Source organism: Cognaticolwellia beringensis, from assembly GCF_002076895.1.
Lineage (GTDB): Bacteria > Pseudomonadota > Gammaproteobacteria > Enterobacterales > Alteromonadaceae > Cognaticolwellia > Cognaticolwellia beringensis.
This window is the reverse complement of record NZ_CP020465.1, coordinates 2247384-2266192: the sequence shown is the minus strand read 5'-3', so window position 1 is coordinate 2266192 and position 18809 is coordinate 2247384. Positions and strand designations below refer to the sequence as shown.

Annotated in this window: 16 protein-coding genes; 6 read left to right on the top strand and 10 right to left on the bottom strand. The window is 33.8% G+C overall.

Annotation, left to right across the window (positions count from 1 at the left end):
- The 4 genes from B5D82_RS09610 to B5D82_RS09595 form a co-directional block, all read right to left on the bottom strand.
- Complete coding sequence (locus B5D82_RS09610; RefSeq protein ID WP_157673864.1) at positions 1 to 1023, bottom strand: endonuclease/exonuclease/phosphatase family protein; 1023 nt, start codon at positions 1021 to 1023, stop codon at positions 1 to 3.
- Positions 1013 to 2083 (bottom strand): glycosyltransferase family 4 protein, encoded by a 1071-nt coding sequence (locus tag B5D82_RS09605; protein ID WP_081151116.1) that lies wholly within the window; start codon positions 2081 to 2083, stop codon positions 1013 to 1015. Before B5D82_RS09605 ends, B5D82_RS09610 begins: the two co-directional genes overlap by 11 nt.
- 103 nt (positions 2084 to 2186) lie before the next feature.
- Complete coding sequence (locus tag B5D82_RS09600; protein WP_081151115.1) at positions 2187 to 3179, bottom strand: glycosyltransferase family 2 protein; 993 nt, start codon at positions 3177 to 3179, stop codon at positions 2187 to 2189.
- Between the two features lie 23 nt (positions 3180 to 3202).
- Positions 3203 to 4354: a glycosyltransferase family 4 protein gene (locus B5D82_RS09595; protein ID WP_081151113.1), complete on the bottom strand. Its 1152-nt coding sequence runs from the start codon at positions 4352 to 4354 to the stop codon at positions 3203 to 3205.
- Between the two features lie 186 nt (positions 4355 to 4540).
- Between B5D82_RS09595 and B5D82_RS09590 the strand changes: the two genes are divergently transcribed.
- Both B5D82_RS09590 and B5D82_RS09585 read left to right on the top strand, forming a co-directional pair.
- A complete protein-coding gene (locus B5D82_RS09590) occupies positions 4541 to 5359 on the top strand; it encodes a glycosyltransferase family 2 protein (RefSeq protein ID WP_157673863.1) in 819 nt (272 codons plus the stop codon).
- A complete protein-coding gene (locus tag B5D82_RS09585) occupies positions 5359 to 6324 on the top strand; it encodes a glycosyltransferase family 2 protein (protein WP_081151110.1) in 966 nt (321 codons plus the stop codon). The genes B5D82_RS09590 and B5D82_RS09585 overlap by 1 nt, the downstream gene beginning before the upstream one ends.
- 117 nt (positions 6325 to 6441) lie before the next feature.
- Here the strand turns inward: B5D82_RS09585 and B5D82_RS09580 are convergent, their stop codons facing one another.
- From B5D82_RS09580 to B5D82_RS09570, 3 genes are all read right to left on the bottom strand, one after another.
- Complete coding sequence (locus B5D82_RS09580) at positions 6442 to 7341, bottom strand: glycosyltransferase family 2 protein (protein ID WP_081151108.1); 900 nt, start codon at positions 7339 to 7341, stop codon at positions 6442 to 6444.
- 10 nt (positions 7342 to 7351) lie between these two features.
- The gene (locus B5D82_RS09575) at positions 7352 to 8050 is read right to left on the bottom strand and encodes a sulfotransferase family 2 domain-containing protein (protein WP_081151107.1); all 699 of its coding nucleotides are present in this window, start codon (positions 8048 to 8050) and stop codon (positions 7352 to 7354) included.
- 196 nt (positions 8051 to 8246) lie between these two features.
- A complete protein-coding gene (locus B5D82_RS09570) occupies positions 8247 to 9149 on the bottom strand; it encodes a glycosyltransferase family 2 protein (RefSeq protein ID WP_081151105.1) in 903 nt (300 codons plus the stop codon).
- A 436-nt stretch (positions 9150 to 9585) separates the two neighbouring features.
- Between B5D82_RS09570 and B5D82_RS09565 the strand changes: the two genes are divergently transcribed.
- The 4 genes from B5D82_RS09565 to B5D82_RS09550 all read left to right on the top strand — a co-directional run bounded on the left by B5D82_RS09565 (position 9586) and on the right by B5D82_RS09550 (position 14721).
- On the top strand, positions 9586 to 10677 hold the full coding sequence (locus tag B5D82_RS09565; RefSeq protein ID WP_081151103.1) for a GNAT family N-acetyltransferase: 1092 nt from the start codon (positions 9586 to 9588) through the stop codon (positions 10675 to 10677).
- Positions 10678 to 10775: 98 nt separating this feature from the next.
- The gene (locus tag B5D82_RS09560) at positions 10776 to 12299 is read left to right on the top strand and encodes an oligosaccharide flippase family protein (protein WP_081151102.1); all 1524 of its coding nucleotides are present in this window, start codon (positions 10776 to 10778) and stop codon (positions 12297 to 12299) included.
- A gap of 3 nt (positions 12300 to 12302) precedes the next feature.
- Entirely contained in the window at positions 12303 to 13637 is a 1335-nt protein-coding gene (locus B5D82_RS09555) for an O-antigen ligase family protein (protein WP_081151100.1), read from the top strand.
- Between the two features lies 1 nt (position 13638).
- Positions 13639 to 14721 carry an acyltransferase family protein gene (locus tag B5D82_RS09550; RefSeq protein WP_081151098.1) on the top strand — a complete coding sequence of 361 codons (1083 nt, stop codon included), beginning with the start codon at positions 13639 to 13641 and terminating at the stop codon, positions 14719 to 14721.
- A gap of 170 nt (positions 14722 to 14891) precedes the next feature.
- On the opposite strand, the gene B5D82_RS09545 is transcribed toward B5D82_RS09550, so the two are convergent.
- From B5D82_RS09545 to B5D82_RS09535, 3 genes are all read right to left on the bottom strand, one after another.
- On the bottom strand, positions 14892 to 16862 hold the full coding sequence (locus tag B5D82_RS09545; RefSeq protein ID WP_081151097.1) for a tyrosine-type recombinase/integrase: 1971 nt from the start codon (positions 16860 to 16862) through the stop codon (positions 14892 to 14894).
- Between the two features lie 232 nt (positions 16863 to 17094).
- Entirely contained in the window at positions 17095 to 17490 is a 396-nt protein-coding gene (locus tag B5D82_RS09540) for an FAD synthase family protein (protein ID WP_081151095.1), read from the bottom strand.
- 21 nt (positions 17491 to 17511) lie between these two features.
- Entirely contained in the window at positions 17512 to 18705 is a 1194-nt protein-coding gene (locus B5D82_RS09535; RefSeq protein WP_081151093.1) for a CDP-glycerol glycerophosphotransferase family protein, read from the bottom strand.
- Between the last annotated feature and the right edge of the window lie 104 nt (positions 18706 to 18809).

Genomic DNA, 18809 nt, shown 5'->3' with positions numbered 1-18809 from the left:
TTAATTACCTACGCTAAAAGTAGCAATTACTGGCCGATGATCACCATTGATTGACTCAATAACATCAACAGTTTTTAATTTGAAATCATCAGAATATAAAACATGGTCAATTCTCACGCCATGCCACACGGTGTGCTTAGTGGCGTTAAAACCAAAACCTTTGGTGCCAATGGCGTTATTTAAATGGGTAAAATTACGCTGATACGTGTTTTCATCTTCTGGCATATTAAAATCACCAGCAATTAACGTATGGCTTTTATTTTGTGACCATAAACTGACCAATTCCGCCTCAAATTGCCGATTACTGTCTATGGTAGTTGCCAATGAAAAATCAAAAGTACGATAAATTAACCCCATAAGTACTGAGCGAGGCGTTTCAAAATGCACATTAGCTAATGAAACCATACCAAATTGAGTTTCTATTTCATAAAAAACAGCAAAAATTCCCCAGCCTTGAAATAGCTTTCTACTGAGCACCTTTACTTGTTTAAAAGGGTATTTACTAACAATGCATAAACCAGATATACACTCTTTAAAGTCATAATCATTAAATAAGGTAGAAAGCTCAATTCGTCTCGCTTCCTGTAATAAAATAATGTCAGGTTCCATGCTAAAGCCGATAGAATCAAGTTCGTTTTTTGACCCTCCACCACCAATATTAGCACTAAGTATTGAAATTTCTGAGCTAATTGTTGTAGACGTTGATGTAGATGTAGATGTAGATGTAGAAAAGTATGAAGCCACACTAGGTAACTGAAAGTCTAAATAATTGAGTGATAACAGCATCAACAAAGAAGAAAACTGTAATTGACGTTTTGACAAATAACGCCAGAAAACAAACAAACCAATAACAGTAATTAATAACCACCAACGCGGGCCAAACAATAATGCATATTTAGGAATAATCAGTATTTCATGAGTTGGCCACCAAGGTAACAGCGTAACCAACAAGCACATAAAACAACAAAATATAAAATAAGGTTGGCTTAAGCGTTGAAATATATTGCGTATGCTATTTTTCATAAAGCTTGGCATATTTGGTTGCTGATGACTCGATAGAGAAGTTGTCTGTTATGTAAGAAAGAGCATGTGCGCCAACTTCATCGACAAGCGGCCTATTATTTAGCAGACTCACTATCTGTGCTGCCAACGCTTTATCATCATCATATTCAAACAACCAGCCTGTTTCACCATGTTTGACTAATCTCGGGTTACCTCCAACATTAGTCGCGATAACAGGAATACTATTCGCCATAGCTTCAATAATCACCATCGATAAGCCCTCTGTTTCAGAGGTAACTACCAATAAATCTAAAGAAGAATAAATTAGTTCACGGTCGTTCACCATGCCATGAAAGGTTACAGCTAAAGTAGGCGTTTTTTCGTTATAGAACGTCTTCAAGTCTGCTAAACTTCGCCCATCTCCAAAGAAATGTATTTCCACATTACTTTGTAAGTCGGCAGGTAAACGCTGAATAGCCTTAAGCAATCCTATTTGGTTTTTTAAAGGAATAACTCGGCCTACTGAACCAATTCTTAAAATTTCCTTTTTAGCGGGTACTTTTTTTACTGGCTCTATCAAAACACCGTTATCAACCACAACGCTAGTAATATCTTCCCATCCATGGGCTTGATGAAAGTTATCTTTACCTTCTTGAGATACAAAAGTAACTGCCGTTATATATGGCTTAATTTTTTGATGGAACTTTAACCAAGGAGCTGCAGAATAAGGTGCTGCACCATGTCTTGTATAAACAACAGTTTTGCGCAGTAAAGGTAAGAATAAACTTATATATTTTAACGCATGAGGAGAATGCACATGAATAACATCAAACTTTAATAAAACAAAAAAAACTCTACATAACTTTATATAAGAATGGCTTGAATAAGAAGCAACCGGAATGTTATTGATATGACAGGTATCAACTAGATCATCGGTAGGACTACCCAATGAAATAATCGCAGGTTTTATATCGAGTTTTTTTTGTGCTATCGACAAATCGATAATAAAACGCTCTGCACCTCCTATTTTTAAACTACCAATAATGTGCGCTACTTTTTTACTTGTTTTTTTTTGTTTCATAACCAACTTCGAATGAACATATAATAAATATGAAATTGTAAATCACCTCTTTTAAAGTATTAGCTTCAAAAGAGGTGGAAATATAAATGCAATTAGGTCGACATTAACGATTAGGCTCTGGGTTACCTATTTCTTGAGATAATTGTCTTGAATCACCAATCGGGTCTTTTAAGGGATCCCAATCTTTGCAAAAAATTCTTTTAGCCAGTCCGGTAATTTTATTCGCTAATGGAATAGGAATAAAAAAGAATCGGCAAATCAAAAAAGCTTTACGACGAAACACCCAATTATAAATAGACTGCTCTGAATAAAAGTTATAGCCCCATCTTTTTTCAAACTCACGATGCGACTTTTCATTAAGCTTATGCGACCAAACAAAAAAGAAGTACCGCATATCTTTAATGGTTAATCGAGTACATAAATTATCAAATATCACCTTCGAAAAAGGATTAGCAACCATAGTTTTACCCTGTGCTCTTAACTGCATAGGAATATCTATTTGTTGTCTCATCACCATGTCTGGAAAATCAATTTCTTGTAAATCGGCCGTTTTAAAAGCTACCGTATGCCACTCAAAAGTTTCTGTTGGTCTTATTTCTAACGGTATTTTTTCTGGTAATTCTCTTCTATATTCTTTAGCTTCAATGAGGTAATCAACGCCTTCATACTCAACAACCAATATTTTACACGTATATAAATGGTTACGAATTTTAGCGCCCTGATCAACCCCCTCTTTTTCTAGCGTTAACGGCGAAACAAAAGAAGCACCATCATTAATACTTTCAATAAGTGGCGGCATCCAACCCGGTAAAACAGTCGTATCAGTTTCAACCCAAACCAACATATCAGTTTTAATAATAGGCACTAAATGTTCGAACACTTTCATCGGTGTAACCATGCCGCCATAATCAATTATTTTAGCATTAGGTATACTTTTAATTCGTTGCTCAACTTGGTTAATGAGTGCTTTAGGGTAGCCAATGTCAGTTATAATTAAGTCAAATGGTTCATCAGTGTTTTCACAAACAGCGTCAATACACTCAATAACACCGTAATATCGTTCTCTTGGAGTTATCACTATAGTAATAGTAGTCATTACGTTTCCTTTGTAACCTATTGTTAATTTTGCTTTAAAACTTGCCTGTAGAAATCGACATGGCGATTAAAATAATGTTCACGAGTAAAATTAAGGTAACACCTTTTAAAGCCTTCTAGCCCCATAGCGCCTCTAAGCTCATTATTAATAATTATTTTCTGGGCTGCATCAGCCAATTGCTCAGGCGTGTCACTAACAACCAATAAACCTGTTTCATTTTCTACTATTGCCTCAGGTACGCCGCCAATTAAGGAACCGACTATAGGTAAACCTGTTGCCATTGCTTCAAATAGTACCGTAGCACCATTTTCTTCTCTGGGAGAATGTAAGAAAATATCAAATGCCGAAAAGTACGATTCAGGATCAGGATGAAAGCCTGCAAAAATTACCCTTTCAACGTTAAAGTCACTAATAAGCTTTTCTAAGCGTTTAGTGTCTTGCTTATTACCCTTGCCTAAAATCATCAAGTGAACTGACTTACCTTCGTCACCAAGGCGCTGTTGCAAATCAGCAAAACCTTTAATAACGACATCAATGCCTTTTTCTAGGCCAAAATGCCCCATGGCACCACAAACAATGTCGGTTGGTTTAATTTCAAAGCCATCTCTAATACGCGCACGCGCATCAAGGTCAAATGTAAATCTTTTTATATCAGCAGAAAGATTAATTAACTGTAATCGTTTAGGTTTTATTAAATTGCTAGCAATAAAGTCTCGGCCACGAGCATTTGACACGGTAATAACACCCTCGCTAACTAACAATGAAAACATATTACGTAATTTGTTTTTAAAGCTTGCGGTTTCAAAGTTCAACGAACGATGAAAAGTCATAATTTGCGGAGGTGTTTTATTAAAAGAAAACTTAGCAAGTGAGGAAAAAAATAAACTGCCCGCATCATGGGTATGTATTAAATCAATTTTATGTTTTTCACAATATTCAGCTAATTGTTTCGCTGCGGTAAAATCGAATAATTTTTGGCGGTCAAACACCACAGTATCTTCGAATACGGTTAAGTCTTTTTGCTCAGCACCTAAATGTGAAACACACCCTAAAAAAACTTTATGTCCATCGTCTTGCATACCTGCCGCGAGGTTTCTAATAGCTTCTTTTCGACCTCCATTCTCAAATGACAATGTTAACTGTAAAATATTCAATGGATTTTCATTTTTTTGCATTTCATTCCCTTATAAAAGCTACTTATCAAAGCAAATTGCTCGTAACAATAAACATCGCTTTTTATTGTTCATAAATTACTACATCTTCCTTATAATTAAAAGAAATAGGTCTAAAAGCTTGTATGGAAATTAGAATAAAAGTACATTTAGTAGTTATTTAATCGAAATCCAACAATGGAATGTTTAATGTCCCCTTCTATTAGTGTCGTAATTCCTTTTTATCATGCTGAAGCGTTTTTTGATGACACCTACCAATCAATTAAGCAGCAAACAATTCAGCCTGAAGAAATTATAGTGGTAAATGATGGTTGTGGCGCGAAAGCACTCAAGTTTTTATCTCAATATACTGATATAAAAATCATCGATTTTACAGAAAACAAAGGTGTATCAACGGCTAGAAATGAGGGGGTAAAAACGGCAACCAGTGATTTAATTGCATTTTTAGACGCTGATGATATTTGGCTACCAAATAAACTAGAAGTACAATTATCTTTTTTAGAAGAATACCCACATTTTTCAGCTTGCCATACCGGCGTCACTACCTTCGATAAAACAGGTGATCTATCAACATTTATTGACAAACCGTTTGACTTAACAATTGTTGATTTACTAGATTCTATGCAAGTTACCCCACCCTCATTACTTATTACTAAAGCATCACTAGAGGCTGTTAAGTACTTTGATGAAAGTGTTCGGTGTTCAGAAGATCATGAGTTAAGCATACGCTTAATTCAACAAGGTTTTAGAATAGGCTTTATCAATCAAGCGCTAACAAAAGTAAGACGAATGGAGCATGGCAATATTTCATCAAATGGGCGCTCGATCTTGATTGGTCATTGCCAGCTTTTAAAAAAGCACTGGCACACGTTCAAGAAAAATAAGGGAATGACTTCTAAATATTTATATAAAACCTTTATGACAGCAGGCAGTAAAACTCAGGGGTTAGAAAAAAAAACATATTACTTTATTGGCATATTAATAGCTAAAACTTTCAGGTTAAAATAATGACAATATCTATAGCCGTTTGCAGTACTCAACGAACAACATTGGCGCAAGCTATCGCATTTATAAAGCATTATGAAAAAATTGGAATGGAGAAGATAATAATTTTTTTTGATGACCCAGATGACGAAAACATCAAGACAATAGAAGGTCTAAAAAATGTAATAACTATCCGTTGTTCTGATGAATATTGGGAAACAGCTAGCGGTAGATCCAAATCTGTAGAGCAACGACAAATGTACAACTCTGATTACGCCTTAGATCTTTGCCAACAGCTTCACATCGATTGGTTACTGCATGTAGATGTAGATGAATTCATACATTTTGATAACTTAAAATCAGCGCCGGGATACTTCAAGAACATTCCTGACAACATAGTTACTATTAGGTTTCCTGTATGTGAATCTATTCCTGAAACACAAGAACATACGAATTTTTGGTCAGAAATCAAAAACTTTCGTAGCCACCCTGTCGATTATAAAAACTCGATAAAAATGCCGTTTTATATTAAGTTACGAACAAAAATAAACCTTTTAATGGTCAAGCTAAAAAAAAGTTTCTTAATTTTAACAGGCAACGGCAGGTACTTAGAGTATGGTTATATGAAAGCATATATTGCTGGAAAGTCTGCAACTAGAGTTAAAGCAAATGTAAAATTGATGGGCCTTCATGTATCTAACATAATATATAAAAAAAACGAATTTGGAACTATTTCAAACGATGCTTGTATATTACACTTTGACGCATTTAGTTACATCGCTTGGCATCAAAAATGGTTGAAAAGAATAGATGGTCGCGGCACTTCCACATTAATGCACAATGAACGATACCAACAATTATTGGACTTTGAAAAACACTATAACTCCAAAGATAATGATGCTCTGAAAATATTGTATAAAGAAATATATTTTATCGATAAAAAAGGCAAGTTCCTTTTAAAAAAACTAGGTTTAATTAAAGCACTATAAGACCAAGTAAAAATATGTATAACGATCGAAAACGATTTTAATTAATTTCGAATATCGTTTGCGGTCGTTATACAAACTTGGTAATCAAACAGAATTCGTCATAGAGTCAATTCAACTTTAGCAATTATTACGTGACTGAGAAAGCTTTCCTAAAGTATTACATAGCTGCATTATAGCAATATTAATTTTTGACTTGTTTAAGCTCAATATTGCGACTAATGACTTTATAAAGTCTATTATAGATTTTCTTAATAAATATCGATGGAAACCAAATAGTTTTTTGGCATTTTCATGGTTATTAAAAAAAGCTCCTTTTCCTGCTCTAAATGCGCGATGAGCTAGCCAATTAATCGATAATTGCTCGTCTCTTATTTGATGCAAGACAATTGCCTTGGAAACATATAAACCTGAGTAACCAAGCTGACTTAAACGTCCTAGAAACTCTGTTTCACTTCCCATAATATAACTCTTGCCATTAGGGCCAATTGAAGTGTTAAATGTCACGCCTTCTTTAAAAACACACTGCCTAACTAACATGTTACCACCCCAAATATCTCCTAGAGGTATTTCTTTATCTTCATTTCCTCCATCTAAGATGCCAAAAGCAGTTTTAATTCCAAAAACGCTAGTATCTATCCATTTAGGCAATTTTATATTTGGCAAAATTTTCCCACCAAAAACATCAATATTCATATTTTTTTTTGCAGTTTTTACATAAACATCAATAATGTCACTAGCAGGAATTATATCGTTGTCTGTAAACATCACTAACTCTCCTTGTATCGAGGGTAAGGCTTTGTTCAATGCATTGTTTTTCCCTGGCTGTGGCTGCTCTAGAAATACAATAGGAAGTTTATCTTTGTACTTTTCAATTATTTGTCGAGTTTCAACTCGACAAGCATTGTCAACAATGATTAGTTCCCATTGATAACTCGTGATTATGTTGCAATAAGCCCGTAAAGATTTATCTAAAATAGCTTCACTTTTAAATGTTGCAAAAACAATTGATAATTTCATAGGTTTATTCCTAATAATATCCAAAAGTAACAAAATCTTTTGAATATATTTCTTTTAATAGCTTAACATTTTTAGTGCTAACTCCCATTTCGCTCAATACTTTAATTGGTTCTTTGTTAGTTCTCTTCTTATTCTTATTCTTTAAGTTATCGCCAAACTCAATAGATAAATCTATACCATATTTTTTCTTTAAAATCAAACAGCTATCCGTCATATCTTCATATTTACCAACAAAATCAACTAACAATTCGTCATATGGTTTAATATAATAAGTTTGTGGGTAAAAGTGAATTAAATGGTTAGTGTTACTCTTAAGTAAAGTGGGTAAGTTCCTACAAAAATCGTTAATCCCTTCAAATTGATCAATTATATTCCTCTGAATTATATCCAAAGGATATTCTTCAGGAGATATATCATCCCTAACAGCCCAGTTGTATGCGCTTACAAACCTGTCTAATGGATGCCTAACGAAAGTAAATTTTATAGCGTTGGAATTAATTTTAAGTAGGTTGTTTATAGTTTTTGGCTTATAAGAATGAGGCACTATTACTGTTTCGTCATTTAGTGCTTCTACAATAGTACCACTTGCGACTTTAGGCATTCTAAAATATATCTGTTTTTTATTTCGGCATTCTTTACATAACCCCCAAAATATTCCAATTTTTTTCCTAGCCTCATAACCAATATATTTTTTGTATAATCTAATCATCAGCTTCTATGCCTTTTAAAAGTTTATATTACTTTTACAATGTAAAAATCAACCCAGTAGGAACCATTATAAAAAACTGTTTCCTTTAGCCCAACAAGCACCAGTGTGCTAGTAAATTTTGATCTATACCCGATTTGGGAAGTAGATGTAAATCTAAATGTGACCAAAATATCAAAGTATTTAGTTAAAAATAATTCTATAATTTTTTTATAGAATTAAACGCAAACCGCCACCCTGCTTTTATATAAGTTGCAGTACTTGAAAAATCAAAAAGTATCAAACTTGATATAATTTTAATTAAGAGTAGACGAGCAACATATAGTAATTTTTTCACTTTAGACGCAGGATAGCGATAATATTCTATGATAAAATTTACATGTTCACGGTTAACTTTACTTTGTAAATGACTTTCAAGTGTTTTAACTGACCTATTTTCTCGTTTATGTTTGGCAAAAACATTCGGTACTATACCTATTTTAAATCCCGATTTTTTTATTCTTTCCGCAAGCTCATCATCCTCACCATAATGAGGAAAAACAGGATTAAAAAAACCAACTGCCTTAATACAAGCTATAGGTAAAAGCCAAACAGCCGCATTAACAAAGTTAGTTTCATATATAGCTGATATGTTTTTTTTCAAAAGTAAATCTTCTATTAACAAAGGTGTATTATTTAAGCGAAGATATTCTCCAAAATTTGAATCTAATTTAGACTCATCACCGCTCAAATGAATAGGACTTAAAACTCCATATTCCATATTCGCTGTATGTAAGTTTACTAACTGATTTACATCATCACTTTTAATGTTAGCGTCTTGATTTAATAAAAGAACATAATCATAGTTTTCATCAATCGCTTTTTGCATTCCAATATTACAGGCTTTACCAAATCCTAGGTTACTATCATTTTTAATAACTGAAACGCTTGGAAAGTCATTTCTCAATTTTTCAATTGTATGATCTGTAGATAAATTATCTAAGCATAGAATATCAATAATATGATCATTCGATGGACTTTTAAGATCATTAAGGCAGTAATCTAACCAATTTTCTCCATTGTAAGTAATAATGATTACTAATATTTTTTTTTTAACTTCCATTGATGACCCTTTGTAAAAACTGAATAGTGAACATTGTAAAAGTTTCTTTATGTCGATATTGTAAAAGACTTGGCAATTTTACACTAGGACGACTCTTATATAATTTTTATTATAATACTTTGCTATTTTATTAAAAATTGATTAATAACAAATAAGTTTGGAATTATTATATTATATATTTTAATTAGTTAAGTCCTTTAAGGTATTTGTAGTACTTATATTAATATTCAAAACATGAGGCACTGTATCTTATCGTTTGAATTAGCCTTTGTGCTATTATATTAATATATAAAGTACTCTAAACATAATACTGTAATCAATGATATTAAACGAGTTAACTGTTAAGCTGAATACCAAAATTGGGCGGTGTTGTTCGAAATTTAACAGGTACCTATTAACATTCTAAAAATTAGCTAACACAAAGAAATTCCTTTATATGACTCGAATGATTAGCCAAAGTGATTTACGTTTATTGCAGGTCCACTCTGATATTCAGTTAACAACTTTGCTTACTGATATTGCACAAACATATAAATCCACTAAGCAACAAAGTTCAGTTGACATCCTTAACACTTGGGCTAACTCCTATTGGCAGGAAAATTGGCAATTACACTCTTTCGCTTATTACCAAGACGATAAATTAATTTGTTTAGCGCCATTCTTTATTGAAAAAAGTAAATTTTTCCCTTTTATCAAAACCCTGCACCTAGTCGGTCAAGGCGAAGCCGAATATGCTGAAGTCGCGCTAGAGTATCTAGATGTATTTATAAAACGAGGTTATGAGAAAACAGTTTACCCCTTAATTATTAAGGAAATAAACAAACTCAACTTTGATCTTTGTGTTGTTAAAGCGGTTTTTAAAGATTCACATATAGCCAAAATCCTACCACATATTAGGGGCACCTTAACTCAACAGCACTATGCCCAATATAAGGTTGATAAGGTGCATTGGCAATTTGAACAATTAAGTAAAAATACCCGTTCGCGCATTAATCGTTGTAAAAACCAATTGACTAACTTAAGTGCTATTGTTCGCTGGCTTAATGACGAAGAATACGACAATGCATGGTGTTTATTAAAAAAACACCATCAAAGTCGCTGGCAAAACAAAGGAAAAAATGGTGCGTTCGCTGCCCCTGAATTTAATGAATTCCATAAAGCATTGCGTGAAAAAAACAGCGGCACAATAGCAATGAGCGCGGTTTTTATTGGTGAGCAACCTATTGCCATACATTATTATTTAGTTTCAAACGATACTTATCATTTTTATCAAAGTGGTTGGGACCAACAAAATTATGCAAAGCTGTCTCCTGGCCTATATCTGCATTATTGGTCGATAATAAATTGTCCAACTAAATATTACGATTTTATGATGGGTGGTATAAACAATAGCTATAAAGCAAAATTTAATGCGGATGCTCGAGCTATGATATCAATAACGGTTGTTAAAAGCCCAGTAAAGCTGTTTTTTAGTAAAGTTTGTAATAAACTTAACCGTTCACTTTTTTCACGATTTATCCGCAAATAAATGTTATAAACACTTATTACTATAAAAACTTGAAGTCAGCTAGCGCATTAACTTACTTTTTCCTTATAATTTTCTGATTGAAGCTACTATACCATTCAATGAAAAAACAATTACTTACTAGCTCGCTATTTCGGTTTCTTGAACGTGGAATTGTCGTAATAACGTCTTTTTTACTTACGCCCTTTTTTATTAATGAATTAGGCAGTAACCACTATGGCTTATGGCTGTTAATTTTATCCATATTAGGCTGGTTTAATGTTGTTGACCTAGGTTTTCCGCAAGCGATTCAACGCCAAATAGTGCAAGCTTTAGAGCTAAACGATAAAAAGCGTGTTAACGTGATTTTTTCTACCGGCTTGGTACTTTTTTCGGTTTTAGGTGGTTTGTCTGTTTTAATCTTAATTGGCTTAACCACTGTGCCGGCTATTTTTGGGGTTGAAGGCTTAGACCAAATTACCTTAGTTGATATTTTACTTGTACTGTCAGTCAAGGTGCTTTGGGGGTTTATGATGAACCCTTTTCATGGCATTTTTTCCGGTATGCTGCGTTTCGATATTGATGCAAACATATCGTCATTAAACGCGATAGTAAAAGCTGTTATGGTGTTTTTACTCTTGTCTGACTTAAATATTTGGGGCGCTGTAGTTGCAACACTCGCTAGTGATGTTTTAACCAATACGTTGAAAATTTATTATGCTAAACGACTATTCCCAGACCTAAGGTTTAGTTTTAAACTCGCCAGCAAAAAAGAAGTCATCGATTTATTTTCCTATTCAAAACACTTGGTTATTAATGGTATTGCCAATACTGTAGGTACTAAATCACGTCCACTAATCGTTACGCAATTATTTGATCTATCGTCTTTAGCCTTAGTCAGCATTGCCAGTAATTTGATCATGCATACTTCGGCATTTGTTAGTTCAATTACCGGCGTGTTTTCCCCTTTATTTAATAAAAAAGTCGCTCGCAATGAGAATATGGAACTGCTATTTAATCAAACTACTCGTATTAACTTGTTCTCTTCCACTGTATTGTTTTTATCGCTGTTTATTTTTGGTAAAGTTTTTATTCTTTTATGGGTAGGTCAAGAATTTGAATACGCGATTAATTTACTGTATTTGTATGTGGTTTCAGCTTTGTTTGCTACTTTTAGTAGCTCTGCTAATACGGTTTTATTTGCCCAGGCGAATCACAAATATATCTCAGTTATCACTATTGCGTCAGTTGTTTTAGGGCTTACTTTGACTATATTTTTAGGTTTGAAATTTGGTCTTATTGGTATGGCTGCAGGTGGTGTTGTTAATAGCCTTATTTTTAATGTTTTTGCCAAAATAGTATTGTTTAAAAAATACAATAATTTTAATATGCGCGGGCTTTATTGGTGTTTATCAAAGTCGGTGCTTATTACCGTTATCATAGGCATAGCAGGCAGTTATTTATTAGACTATTTAGCTATTGATACTTGGTTAGAGTTTTTAATGTCCGCCACGTTAGCTTTTCCTTTTATTGTTGTTGTTTGTTGGATATTGCTACTTGATAAGGCCATTAAAAAGACTTTGCTAACTTATGCTGTTGAACGTATGCCTGCCAATATTAAGCAAAAATTTATAAAGGAACTTTAAAACATGGCTCGTCATTTCCAAAAAAATGTACAAGATGACTCGCCGTTAGGCTTCTTCTTTTTATTTTTATATACTGCCTCAGTGCTTATTCGCCCACATGAAATGTTTCAAACAAGTATTGAGTGGATAACGATAAAGGTTTTTATCATTCTTGCGTTCGGCGCCACTGTTGCCATGCAAAGACCGATAAAAATGTACCCGCAGCATTGGATGATTTTAGCGTTAGTGCCGTTGATTATATTCTCAGGTTTTTTGAACGGCTCAGGCATGATTGGTATTGACCAGTCTGAGCGTATATTGGTTAGTGCACTGTTTCCGCTTTTTTTATATTCAAACTGTATAACTAGCATTAAACGCCAGCACATACTTATGGCTGTTTGCCTTTTTGCTGCCTTACTTATGGTACACAATGGTCATGTACAACAAACGGCATATCAAGGTGCAGGTTGGGCATTAGGCACATACTCCGTTGGCTATATTAGTCTTGGTGAGCGGCGCATTACGTATTTAGGTTTTTTTAATGACCCTAACGACCTAGGTATGTTTTTAGTTATGAACATTCCATTTGCTATTTATTTTTATAAAAAAAGCCAAGCGTTCAGTAAAATAATAATGTTTAGCGTTTTAGCGGCGCTATTCTACGGCATTTATTTAACAGGCTCTCGCGGTACTATGCTCGGCGCTGGTGCTTTAGTTGCGGTGTATTTTATCGTGATGAATGCAGGGCCAAAATTATTTATGATTATTGTCGTGCTAGCCCCTATTGCTGCTACGGTAATTGCATCACTACAAAGTAGTATCGATGCTTCTGCCGATGGCCGATTAGAGGCCTGGTATGCAGGGGTGCTAATGCTATTACACAACCCTGTGTTTGGTATTGGTATGGGCCAATTTCTTGAAGAACATGGCTTAGTGGCACACAATTCATATATTCATGTTGCCGCGGAGCTAGGCGTGCCTGGTTATTCTTTATGGGGTGGTGCATTAATTTTTACAGCGTTAACAGGATATTTGTTTATTCGCGATCAAATTAGCCATAAAAAACTAATCGACAGTGAAAAAACAGTGGCACCACCTGAAGAAGAAGCTGAGTTATTTCTTAACAAAACCCTATTCTTTTCCTTGGTGGGCTTTATGATAACAGGCTTTTTTATCAGTAGAATGTTCACGCTTTTGTTATTTATTTATTTAGGTATGGCAATCGCGTCTCATATTAGGCTAGTAAAGCTGAATCCAAAATATGCTATACACTTTTCTAATCATGTTGCGGTTAGATCGATGATTTATTGCTGGTCTATTATAGTTGCTGTTTATATTTCTTTAAAGTTAGGGCTGTAATGTGAGCTATCAAAATAATATAGCACTTAGCAGCGTTATAGATAGTAAAAACAACAACTTCAATTTAATCAGAATGCTAGCAGCACTAGCCGTTATTGTTAGCCACAGTTATGCACTTGCTCTAGGAAATAGAGAGTTAGAGCCAATAAAAAACTTATTAGGCATTAGCCTAGGCTCTATAGCCGTAGATATTTTTTTTATTACAAGCGGTTTATTAGTTACTCGAAGTTTGCTGGTTCGTACAGATTTGAAATTTTTCATCGTATCAAGAATATTGAGAATCTTTCCTGCCCTTTTAGTTTCTGTACTTTTTTGCGTAATTTTAGGCGCTTATTTAACTAGCTTTTCACTACAAAATTACCTTCAAGATTCTACGCTGTTAAATTTTATAATATACAACTCAACAATTATAATAACCGACTATCAAGAGTTACCTGGGGTATTTTATAACGCACCATTAGATTCAAGTGTTAATGGTTCATTATGGACCTTACCATGGGAGCTACGAATGTATGTAGTACTTATAGGTATGGGTGTTTTGAGCTACGTATTAAAAAAGGTGAATATCACTTTTCCAATTGTTCCAGCAATTATAGTACTTATCGCAATAAGCAGTACTGCCCTATATTTCCATTTTCACTTTAATGAGAACTTTCATTGGTTTTATTATAAGTTTTTCAGGTTTGCATCGGCTTTTTTTATTGGGGGCGGGATATATGTCCTAAGAAATCATATTTCTCTCAACCTTAAATGGGTAGTGATTATTTTATCGTTGCTGATATTTGCACTGTACTTAAATAAAGCAACATTCTTTGTTATGTATATTTTCACTATGCCCTATTTAGTACTTTGCGCTGCTTACTTACCTAAGGGCAAGATATTAAAATACAATACAATGGGTGACTTTTCTTACGGAACCTATATCTACGCTTGGCCAATTCAGCAAACCATAGCAATTAACATTATTGGCATTAGCCCAACTGAGATGACTATTCTAGCTGGTACTATAGTTATAGTTTTATCAGCTATATCATGGAATTTTATAGAAAAGCCTTCTATGAAGTTAAAGCGTTATTTTATATAAACATGACACTGCATTCACACTAATTACTGTTTTTGCGAGCGACTAGCTTGTCTTAAAAGGCTAACCACTGAACTTAGCATAAATAAAGATGTATGAGGTAGAGCCAATATTTTTATATCATGGGTTTATTTTACTATAGTGGTGCTGAGCCCTTTTCAGAACAAAGACATTTAAAGCATTGGGTAAATAGTACTAACTTCTGTATGTTTTAACGGTGTGTTAATTCTATTTTTACGGTAAAGCGCTAACTGAGCAGGGTTAATATATCCTGCTATTTTCTCTAGCTCATTCAACTTAACGCCTTGTTCTAATAAATACGTAAGGTAGGTATGTCGCAAGCTTTCTAGGCTAATGGTTTCTGGTTCAGTTAACTCTGCGTCGTGTGCGCTATTGGCTATTAGATGTGCAAGTTCGTCAAGCGAATAATCATTATCAAACAGGCTGTCTTGAGTGCTTTTATATCGCATAACGTCTTTAACAAGCACGCTAACTTCATTTGTTAATGCTATATTTCTGGCGAACGCCCCGTTAACTTTTAGCGTGTTTGTTTCTATATCAAAGTCTTTTAATTTAATTACTAATAGCTCTTTAATATTAACGCCGCTTAATACTAACAAAATAACCAGTTTTCCTTGCTTATTGGCAAAATTTACTAATTTTTCACATTCGTCAGTACTTAACAGTCTAAAATTATCAATTACAGCGTTTTGTTCAAGTAGCACTTGTGCGGTTTGGTTTTCTAGTGCTTCAAGCTCTTGTTGATTTAGCCGTTGCCGCTTCTCGCCTATGTCAACGTTGGGTACCACGGTATAGTTTGAAAAAACAGTTGAAGGCTGTTTCTGCCGTACTATATAGCTAAACAAAAATAGCGCTAATAGTGCCGCTATCGCCGAAATTAACAGGGCTATTAAAGAGTCTCTTTGATTATTAGGTGCAATAGGATAACTAGGCACAAACGGATATTCTAAAACGGTAAACTTAGGCTTTCCTACTTGCAGCATCTCTTGCTCTAGCAAGCTATCTTTTAAGCCTTGCGCTTGTGTTACTAACTGATTCAATGAATCGTTCATACGAACATATTCTTTTAAATTATGATTAAAGGTTTGTGCTTCTTTATTTAGGGTATTTAGCTGCTCGCTTAAGAGACCCACTTTACCTTTTGCCACCAGCAAATTGTTTTTAGCTTCTTTTACGAAAAGAGTGTGACTTAATAGGCTATCTTTTTCTAATTGATCTTGAAAATTTACTAGCGACTTTTGCAACGAGATTATATTAGGATCTTTCTCCATATATTTACGTGTGTATTTCTCAGATAATTCAGCAAGTTGATTTTCAATATTAGCTATATTTTGCCTAACCATTGCTATAGCAGCTTCATCTTTAGGGTGCACAATTAAGCTATTTTCTTTTTCAGCATAGTTGATACGATTAACTATTTCTTGCTGGTTAAGGTGGTCTTGCTCAGCTGCATGCAGTAGTTTTTCTATCGATTTAACTTTATTCAAAATTTTATTTTCGTTACGCTCAAACGAAACAATATCGTTATCTTGACTAAAGGTAACTAATGCCATTTTTTGCTGCGATATTTTATCTTCTATAGCCTCCAGCATAGTGCTCAGTGTTAATATACTGTCAGTGTTATTAATATCGTTTTCTACGCTAAAAGCTTTAAGGTACTCCTCTAACCAAACTGTCAGAATTGGTTTCAATTGCTCAGGGTTGCTGCCTGTTGCCTTTAAATTAATAATTTGACCACTTTGTAGTTCAACACTTAGCATTTTACTCAGTAGATCTACATTACTTTGTATATTGTAATTATGGCGTATGCTGTAATTAACGGCTTTTAATATTCTGTTACTGGTGAGGCGCTGCTGGTTTTGTAAACTGTCTAGCAATAGAGGAGAAGACAGCTTTCCACCGACCACTTGAACTGTGGAAAACTGAATAGTAGCCTGACTCTGAAACACACTTTCTCTCGTCCAAATAAAAATCAACGATAAAATAAGAAAAAATAAGAAAGTACCTGTCAGCACTTTCCATTTTTTTGTTTGTAATATTTCGTTTTGAACGTTGGAATCTAGTTCTTTATTTTGGTCTTGATATAAAGATGATATTGCATCTACATTCCGATTGAAGGACACTAATTAATACTCGCTAGGATGGTGTATGGGACTAAAATTAAAGTCAGTGGGTACAATAAAAGGCTAACACTTTTTTTTATAAACAAAAAGACCAGATTAATAGTCATTATTTAACTCTCCAACTTTCTTAACCTAAAATTTATTTTTAAATATAAAGTTAAATAAGTATTTTTATAACTTATTGTTCACTAATGTATTAAAGCCTAGTTGTGTTTATTTTCTCTAACTATTTCTAGCTAATATCTCTAACTATTTCGATAATTTCAGTGGTTGAAATTGAAGGTGTTCTCGGCAAATAAATAACTTCACATATATCCTTAAACTCATCAAAACGGCCTTTCCAGTCATCACCCATCACTAATATATCAGCCTTAGTGTCAATGATATATTGGCGTTTTAATTCAAGTGAATTTTCGAAAAACACTTCATCTACACATTTTAATTCTTGAATAATTTCCATGCGATGCTGCTGACTACATATAGGGTTGCGTTGTTTTTTAGAGAAATTTAACGCATCGGTTGATACACCGACGATTAAATATCCTCCCAAGGCTTTTGCACGTTTTAATATCTGTAAATGACCAATATGAAATAAATCAAATGTACCAAAGGTAAGTACCTTTTTCATAACCTTATATCCTTGTTTTTTTTATTTGGTTAATTCATTATAAAGTTGACTTGAGAATGGCGAAGAGCCTTGTACATTATCATTATGAAACTTAGCTTTTAAAAACGTATACTGCTTTTGATACTCTGACGATTGGCTTTCATTCTTGAGCTCAATCAGCCTTTCTAAAATATTATTCCAACTATAACAATAAGGCTTGAGCGTTACGTCCTCGAATTCAAAATAAAGAGCACGCTCGCATTTTTTATAAAACTCCAAATCGAACGGTGCAAAAACAATAGGCTTGTTAGACAGTAAAAAGTCAAAATAGATGCTTGAGTAATCGGTAATTAAACAGTCGTATTGTTGAATACTTTGATATATGTCATCACCGTTATCTAATTTTATAACTTTTGAGTTTTTGATTTGCTCAACAATTCGACTAGGTGGTTTATTAACCGGATGCATTCTAAGTGTTAGGTGAATATTATGTTTTGTCAATTCAGCTTCCATTTGCTTAATTTCAAAGCCATATTTTTCAAACAAATCACATTCAGAAGCTATTCCACCTCGAAATGTTGGCATGTAAATACATTTAAATTCAACATTTTCAACATTTTCAACATTTTCAACATTTTCAAAAAAAACATCATTACGAGGAAAACCGCAGGTTAACACTTTATTTGTAGGGACTTTAAATGCTTTAGCCAGCATATTTTTTGTCAGTTCGCCAGTAGCGATAACAATATCGTTTCGGTGCTCATTGTAAGGGGTAAGCCAATCAAATAAGCGACCGATTAGGTTTTTACGCCTTTTATTTTTACTGAAAGCATCAAACATTATTTTCTTTAAGGGAATACCATGCCACAGTTGAACAACTTCTGTTCTCTTGCCTATACAAGGAGAAAATAAATCGTCATGTAGCGACTGACAAATAATAGCCTTGCTCGCACGTAGTTGGTGCCAAATGCCTTTAATGCTTCTCTCATGATAAACACAGTAACCTTTTTCCTGAAGGTTTTTAACAATGTTCGAATTTTTAGTGATCCATACGGCTTTAGTGTTGTCACTATGATTCACATTTACAAATTCAAAGAAAAATTTAGGGTTGTCACTATATTTTTGGCCAAACCATGCACCAAATACCCACAGATCTTTATTTTTAGGGATCACCTTACTGAGCATATAAAAAAATAAATTGATAACTAATACACTAATAAGCTTTATTTTATTCATCGAAGAAGACCTTTTATTATTTTTCTTGATTGCTTCAATCCACTTACTGAAAATAATATATGGTGCATAAAGAATACGACCTGTGACTTTGGATTGTTAGCTAT

Excerpts from the sequence above, each read along its gene's own strand:
- B5D82_RS09540 (WP_081151095.1), bottom strand. The coding sequence starts at position 17,490 with ATGAAAAAGGTACTTACCTTTGGTACATTTGATTTATTTCATATTGGT.
- B5D82_RS09580 (WP_081151108.1), bottom strand. The coding sequence starts at position 7,341 with ATGAAATTATCAATTGTTTTTGCAACATTTAAAAGTGAAGCTATTTTA.
- B5D82_RS09585 (WP_081151110.1), top strand. The coding sequence starts at position 5,359 with ATGACAATATCTATAGCCGTTTGCAGTACTCAACGAACAACATTGGCG.
- B5D82_RS09555 (WP_081151100.1), top strand. The coding sequence starts at position 12,303 with ATGGCTCGTCATTTCCAAAAAAATGTACAAGATGACTCGCCGTTAGGC.
- B5D82_RS09570 (WP_081151105.1), bottom strand. The coding sequence starts at position 9,149 with ATGGAAGTTAAAAAAAAAATATTAGTAATCATTATTACTTACAATGGA.
- B5D82_RS09590 (WP_157673863.1), top strand. The coding sequence starts at position 4,541 with ATGTCCCCTTCTATTAGTGTCGTAATTCCTTTTTATCATGCTGAAGCG.
- B5D82_RS09600 (WP_081151115.1), bottom strand. The coding sequence starts at position 3,179 with ATGACTACTATTACTATAGTGATAACTCCAAGAGAACGATATTACGGT.
- B5D82_RS09605 (WP_081151116.1), bottom strand. The coding sequence starts at position 2,083 with ATGAAACAAAAAAAAACAAGTAAAAAAGTAGCGCACATTATTGGTAGT.
- B5D82_RS09565 (WP_081151103.1), top strand. The coding sequence starts at position 9,586 with ATGACTCGAATGATTAGCCAAAGTGATTTACGTTTATTGCAGGTCCAC.
- B5D82_RS09560 (WP_081151102.1), top strand. The coding sequence starts at position 10,776 with ATGAAAAAACAATTACTTACTAGCTCGCTATTTCGGTTTCTTGAACGT.
- B5D82_RS09535 (WP_081151093.1), bottom strand. The coding sequence starts at position 18,705 with ATGAATAAAATAAAGCTTATTAGTGTATTAGTTATCAATTTATTTTTT.
- B5D82_RS09610 (WP_157673864.1), bottom strand. The coding sequence starts at position 1,023 with ATGAAAAATAGCATACGCAATATATTTCAACGCTTAAGCCAACCTTAT.
- B5D82_RS09595 (WP_081151113.1), bottom strand. The coding sequence starts at position 4,354 with ATGCAAAAAAATGAAAATCCATTGAATATTTTACAGTTAACATTGTCA.
- B5D82_RS09575 (WP_081151107.1), bottom strand. The coding sequence starts at position 8,050 with ATGATTAGATTATACAAAAAATATATTGGTTATGAGGCTAGGAAAAAA.